Genomic DNA, 6,493 nt, shown 5'->3' on the forward strand with positions numbered 1-6,493 from the left:
GTAAATAATACCCTCGGTTGCGCCGGTAGCCAGAGCCCCGATCAGCATACCTTCGATGATGCTGTGGGGGTTGCCCTCCAGCAGGCTGCGGTCCATATAAGCCCCGGGGTCGCCCTCGTCGGCGTTGCAAATCAATACCTTACCTCCTTTGGAAGACTGCTTCGAAAGCAGTTCCCATTTCAGGCCGGTCGGGAAACCGGCACCGCCCCGCCCGCGCAGTCCGGAGGTCTTGACTGCCTCGACGACAGCTTCCGGTTCGGTGCTTTCATAGAGTTTGCAAAACGCCGTGTAACCGCCGTTGCGGATATAATTGAATATCCGAATCGGGTCGATCTTTTCACTTTTTGACAGCAAAACACGGTCTTGATGCTTGTAAAAGGGGATATCATCCTGCTTTTCGATCCTCTCACGGCTGACCGGGTCACGGTAGAGCAGATCCTCGACAACATCTCCATGCACTACGGATTCGATAATCCGCGGGATGTCTGCGGGATCTACACGCGGGTAGAATGTGCGCTGTGGCTCTACCAGAATTGATGGTTCAGTTTCGCAGAAACCGTGACAGCCGGTAACATTGAGGCCGATTTTACCGGTCAGGTTCTGCTGAATCAGAACCTTCTTTGCAATCCTGATCAGGTCATTGGAACCGCTGGCTTGACCGCATGTACCATTGGAAATTACCAACTGCGGTCTCGGGTCAAGGTCGCTCGATAACCTTTCGTGAAGGATCTTGAATTCTTCAATGGATCTCAGTTGCTGCATAGTTATTTCCTGATATTTTTAATGCACATTTTTCTATTTAAAAAGGGATATTACATCGTCACTCCGCTCAAATCCAGCATATGACCGCGGCATCCCTGGCGGGTGCAGATCTGCACCATTCCGCCTCCGCGCACTATCATCGGCACCATCGGCGCGCCACACTCGGAACACTCGGTGCTGCCGATCATCTCCGAATGACAGTAGGGGCAGAAAATATTCACAATTGCACCTTCGGGGATCTCATGCTTGGTTTTGGTATTATAACTGCCGTAGAGGCTCGAGAGCGCCAACCAGCCATGTTTCTGCTTGAATGAAACCGTTACTACCACCGCCGGATGACCGTCGATTTCGATATCCGGATTCATCAGGCTGTGATTGCAACGCGAACAGCTGACCTCGATCGGGAACACGCGCTCATCGCTTTCGACTTCGATGATATCCAGTCCGGTGCGCGCCTTATCCAGGATCGCTTTCACGTTGGATGGGCTGACTTTGGGGAAATAGTGGCCGTCGATCACCACCACCGGCCCGATCGCGCAGGCTCCCAGGCAGTTGACAACCTCCAATGTGAACATCTTGTCTTCAGTGGTCTCACCCGGTTTGATATTTAACTGTCTTTGAATCTCCTTGGCGATCGAGGGACCTCCCTTTACATGACAGGCAGTTCCCAGGCAGACCGATACCAGGTGCTGTCCGCGGGGAGTCAGGCTGAATGCCTTGTAGAAAGTCGCTACCCCATAAATATCCACCAAAGAGCGTCCGGTTTTTTCTGATAAATCTTCCAATTGTTCACGAGGCAGATAACCGTACTGGGCCTGGATAGTCTCCAGAAGCGAGATTATACTGCCCTTTCTGCCATCGTATTCTACCAGAATATCCGAGGCCTTTGAATCTTGCATAATCAACCTCCAGTAGTTGCGATCTATGTCTTAATCCTCGAATATAGAATTCAGAGGGGAGTACTGATTCGATTGCCAAAGAGTAACAAAACATTGTAACTATATTCACAAGCGTCGTCAAGCAGATTTCACTAATAATGCATCTTTAGTTGATTTATAAAGTACCTCTTAATTTGTACTTATCAGTCCTCGAAGAGTTGTTGACAGAAATCTGCGTGCAGCGCGCTGAAACGACCTCTTAACTTGATGATTTGACATATTTTGTGAAAAATATATCAATATAGTTACTAATGCTCTATATTTATTGAATACGGATTATGTTAGTGTACTGTTTGAGATGGAATCTCAATGCTCGAGTGTGTCTGTGCCTGTGCGATCATATTAAACGTGAAACCGGTGTGCGGCTATAGATTAAAGTCGGATCGATGTTTGAGGATAATCATTCCGAGTGGTGGAAGTGTCAGCGATACCGATTGATCGTGACCATGCATCGGATCTGGATGAGTTTGAACTCCACCGTAGTTGCCCTTATTGCTACCGTGATAGTAGCCGGCGTCACTGTTGAAGATCTCTTCCCAGTGTCCGAAATCCGGCAGACCGACACGGTAATTCTCATAGACCCGGGGTGTGAAATTGGCGACGATCACGAGTTTCTGCTCCAGATCGGTGGATTTACGCATGAAGCTGATGATACTTTTTTCCCAGTCATTGCTGTCAATCCACTGAAATCCCTCGAGATGGAAATCGATTTCATGGAGGGCCGATTCGTCTCTGTAAATTCTATTCAGGTCTTCGACCATCCGTCGTAAACCGTCATGAGGGGGATAGTCGAGAAGATGCCAGGCGACCGAGGAATCATGGTTCCATTCGCCGCATTGCCCGATTTCACCGCCCATGAAAAGTAATTTCTTGCCCGGGTGGGTGAATTGAATGCTCAGCAGAAGCCTGAGGTTGGCCATCTTCTGCCATTCATCACCGGGCATCTTGTCGAGAAGTGACCCCTTCCCATGGACCACTTCATCATGGGAGAGGGGAAGCATGAAATTTTCTGAAAATGCGTAACAGAGGCTGAAGGTCAGGTTATTATGATAGTACTTGCGGAAAACTGGATCTTTCGAGAAGTAATCCAGCGCATCATGCATCCATCCCATATTCCATTTCATCCCGAAACCGAGGCCTCCCAGGTAGACCGGACGGGTGACCATCGGCCACGCTGTGGATTCCTCCGCGATTGTCTGGACATCGGGAAAGTACTGGTAAACCGTTTGGTTGAACTTCTTGAGATATTCGACCGCCTCGATGTTTTCGTTGCCCCCATAACGGTTCGGGTACCATTCACCCTCCCTGCGGGAATAATCGAGATACAGCATGGAAGCAACCGCGTCGACACGCAGGCCGTCGATATGGTAAAGGTCGAGCCAGAAGATAGCATTGCTGATCAGGTAATTTCTGACCTCGTTGCGACCGTAGTTGAAGATCGCGCTTTTCCAATCCGGATGGTAGCCCAGGCGAGGATCAGCATGTTCATACAGATGAGTACCGTCGAAAAAGATCGGACCATGCTCATCCATCGGGAAATGGGCCGGGACGGTATCCATGATAACTCCGATTCCGGCCTGGTGAAGCCTGTCAACCAGGTACATGAAATCCTGCGGGGTACCATATCTGCTGGTGGGGGCGAAATATCCAATCGTCTGGTAACCCCAGGAACCGTAAAACGGGTGTTCCATAACCGGCATCATCTCGACATGGGTGAAATTCATCTTTTTAAGGTAATCGACCAGCTTTTCGGCCAACTCACGATAACTCAAAGAACGGTTCGCTTCTTCCGGAACTCTCATGAATGATCCGGTATGGATCTCATAGACCGACCAGGGAGCGTCGAGGCTGTTATGTCTGTGACGGCTGATCATCCAGTCATGGTCATTCCACTCATAATCTGTATCCCAGACGACAGAGGCTGTACGCGGGGACAGCTCCCAGAAACGTGCGAAGGGATCGGCCTTGTCCACCCTGTAATTGTTGAGACGGGAATGAATGTGGTACTTGTAAAGCTCACCGTGACCGACAGCCGGAATAAATCCCTCCCAGATTCCGGACTGATCCTGCCGTAGAATCAGCCTGTGGCTCTGGTTGTTCCAGTGATTGAAATTACCGATTACCGAGACCGATTCAGCATTGGGTGCCCAGACCGCGAAATATGTACCCTTTTGATTCTTGTGAGTGACTACATGGGAGCCCATCTTCTCGTACAGGCGGAAATGGTTGCCCTCACGGAAGAGGTAAATATCGTGGTCCGTGAATAGCGAGAATTTGCTAACTTTACTTACTTCCGTTCGGTCATCGAAACTCGATCCGTATTGATTATCCTTCAACCAGCTTCACTCCCCGGGTTTTAGATTTACCATGTCCAGTCAGCTTTTGGTATCCATTCAATGGCAATTCACTTGCCCTCAATGCAATTTAGCGCCTAACAGGTTACTATACATTATACTATATGGATCGGATAATTGCCGGAATTGCACAGGTGTTTATTTGAACAGGGATGAAGCGGCAGAGTTCCGTCAGATGCTTTATCTCTTAAATTGTCATCGTGGATGAAGAGCGACGATCTTTTCATGACAGATTGCGTTGTCGCTACGCTTCCCGCCATGACATGGACATGCGAGTCATCATTTTGACCGAGTTCCAGTCTGTGATTGAGAGCGAGCGGAGAAATCTCAATCATCGGTTTTTTCTATGGCAGGTAACAATCTTGCCCGCATCCGCCGGGATATTATTCGTTTTTTATCAGCAATCCGGTTCGCCATCGCCATCCGTGTCACAGGGAGCGTTGCCACCCGCAAAGGCATAGTTGATGATATATACAGCGTCGGAGACATCCACGCCAACATCGCAGTTAGCATCACCGGCCTCCTCAGGATCAGGAGCCGGTCCACCCGCGAAAGCGTAGTTGATGATATATACAGCATCGGAGACATCGACAATATCATCGGAGTTGGCATCTCCGCACATGACCGGTCCGGGCAAAATATAAAAACTGAAAAACCCCTCCGGCGCGCCACGGGGCAACTGCTCACACCGTCCGGTTGAATCACCGGCCTGGAAATAATACTCTATGACAACACCGTCGTCATGGGCGGGAATCGATGCGGAAAATGAATCGACCGCAACCTCTTCCAGGTAAACAGAATCCCACTCGATTTCAAACTGCTTGCGCCATTTGATCTGCAAATCCTGCGGAACCAGTCCGGCCTCGCTCATGTCGTCGATAAAAACAGTCAGGCTGAACCCGCTGTCGCTTTCAACCAGAGAATCGGGGGAATCATGGGCGATCCGAAGCATGTCCCGATCGAAGATTGCCATCGTTCTGCAATGCAGGGCGTCGTAGTAATACCAATTGGCATAATAAAAGCCGATCACCTCATAACCGGGCATCGCCTCACGGTATGTCTGCAACGCCGACGAATCCGAATCGATATTGAACATCGGGACCAGGACTTTTTTGTTCAATATCAGCGAATTAGTATAGGCCGCTGTCGAATTGCCATTATAAGAACCGCAGTAGATCCGTACGATCTCATACGGGTTGCCATAGCAGGTCGTAAAGCTTTCAAATTCGGCCACCAGCCGATCCATACGCCATTTTTCGGGATGCCATGCCGGCAATTCCTGGATCAGGACGGTTTCCTCATCGAGCAGTTTTGCCGAACAGTCGATATGCTGGATGCCGTAGTCCTCAGTATTGCTGAGGATGTGATAATCGGTCAGGCCGGCGTAGTCTTCGAGAAGATCTAAGAAATCGTTTTCGGTCATAAGAGAAGAGTTTTCATCGATCATCTGCCGGGTGGAAAAGGCGGTGCCGTGCCCATCGACCATAATATTGCCTCCGGTCAGGTATGCCGGAAGCGCCAGAAGCGAACAGGCCAGTTCCTGCGCAAGCACGCCATTGACCAGGTCGTCCTCCTCGTAGCCCTTTGACTTATAGTATGCTGACCTGAAATCATCTTTGCCCGGAACCCAGGGGTAGCCGTCAAAAATCGGATCCATGATCGTCCATTCGCCTTCGGAGGTGAAGACCGAATGGGGTCCCCAGTCACGGGTCCAGTGGGAGTATGTGTCAGCCCGGATGAAATGACAGTGGTCGAGATTGACTCCCCAGGACTGGAAGTTATTGATAGCCTGATTCTCCTGGGATTGATTCTCGACCAGTACATACAGGCTGTCGTCTTTAGCCAGCTCTACCACCAGCGCGACAGGGATACCGATCGGCCAGCGGATCAGAGTGCCCAATGCCGGTTCCCATTCAGCGCACATCCTGGCAGAATTGAGGTCGTTCGAGTTGTGCAGTGGTTGCTCTGCCGGACAGTCGCCCGTCAGGCCAAATAGTATGACCATGAAAATAGCCGCCATGAAACACAGCCGGAAAGGCCTGTTAAAATCTTTCTTGATTTGTCCGGTTATCATCGCTAAGCCTGTATTAAAAACGTGCAAGTATATTCCGGAAGCAATATAGCTAAAAACGTGGATTTGTAAAGAACAAGTAAGACAGCGACACCGTGAAAATAGGAGTCCGTCTGCTTCTATTGAGAAGCCGAGATGTGCTGTTGAACAATACAATCAGAACATGAAGTTACATGGGTTTAAGAGTTTGAGTTTGTTGTAAGAGGAATCCAGTTATTGACAGACAAAAAATAGCGGGGGCTGGATTTGAACCAGCGACCTTCGGGTTATGAGCCCGACGAGCTACCAGACTGCTCCACCCCGCATCGAAGTCATCAAATATATAAGTTTAATCTGTCCTGTCAAGCAATCATATTAATATAACCCAA

General features: G+C 49.5%; 5 protein-coding genes and 1 tRNA gene. All 6 read right to left on the bottom strand.

Annotated elements, in window-relative coordinates; all coding sequences use genetic code 11:
* Positions 1-762, bottom strand: a 762-nt coding sequence (locus GF404_11295) for a hydrogenase (GenBank protein ID MBD3382766.1), incomplete at its 3' end; no start/stop codon positions are given.
* A 50-nt stretch (positions 763-812) separates the two neighbouring features.
* Positions 813-1,661, bottom strand: coding sequence for a hypothetical protein (locus GF404_11300; protein MBD3382767.1), 849 nt, complete (start codon positions 1,659-1,661; stop codon positions 813-815).
* A gap of 404 nt (positions 1,662-2,065) precedes the next feature.
* On the bottom strand, positions 2,066-4,036 hold the full coding sequence (gene glgB / locus GF404_11305) for a 1,4-alpha-glucan branching protein GlgB (protein MBD3382768.1): 1,971 nt from the start codon (positions 4,034-4,036) through the stop codon (positions 2,066-2,068).
* Between the two features lie 113 nt (positions 4,037-4,149).
* Entirely contained in the window at positions 4,150-4,389 is a 240-nt protein-coding gene (locus GF404_11310; protein MBD3382769.1) for a hypothetical protein, read from the bottom strand.
* A 62-nt stretch (positions 4,390-4,451) separates the two neighbouring features.
* Positions 4,452-6,128 (bottom strand): hypothetical protein, encoded by a 1,677-nt coding sequence (locus GF404_11315; GenBank protein ID MBD3382770.1) that lies wholly within the window; start codon positions 6,126-6,128, stop codon positions 4,452-4,454.
* A 228-nt stretch (positions 6,129-6,356) separates the two neighbouring features.
* A tRNA-Met gene (locus GF404_11320) sits at positions 6,357-6,430 on the bottom strand.
* Positions 6,431-6,493 lie beyond the last annotated feature (63 nt).

The organism is Candidatus Zixiibacteriota bacterium (assembly GCA_014728145.1).
Lineage (GTDB): Bacteria > Zixibacteria > MSB-5A5 > JAABVY01 > JAABVY01 > WJMC01.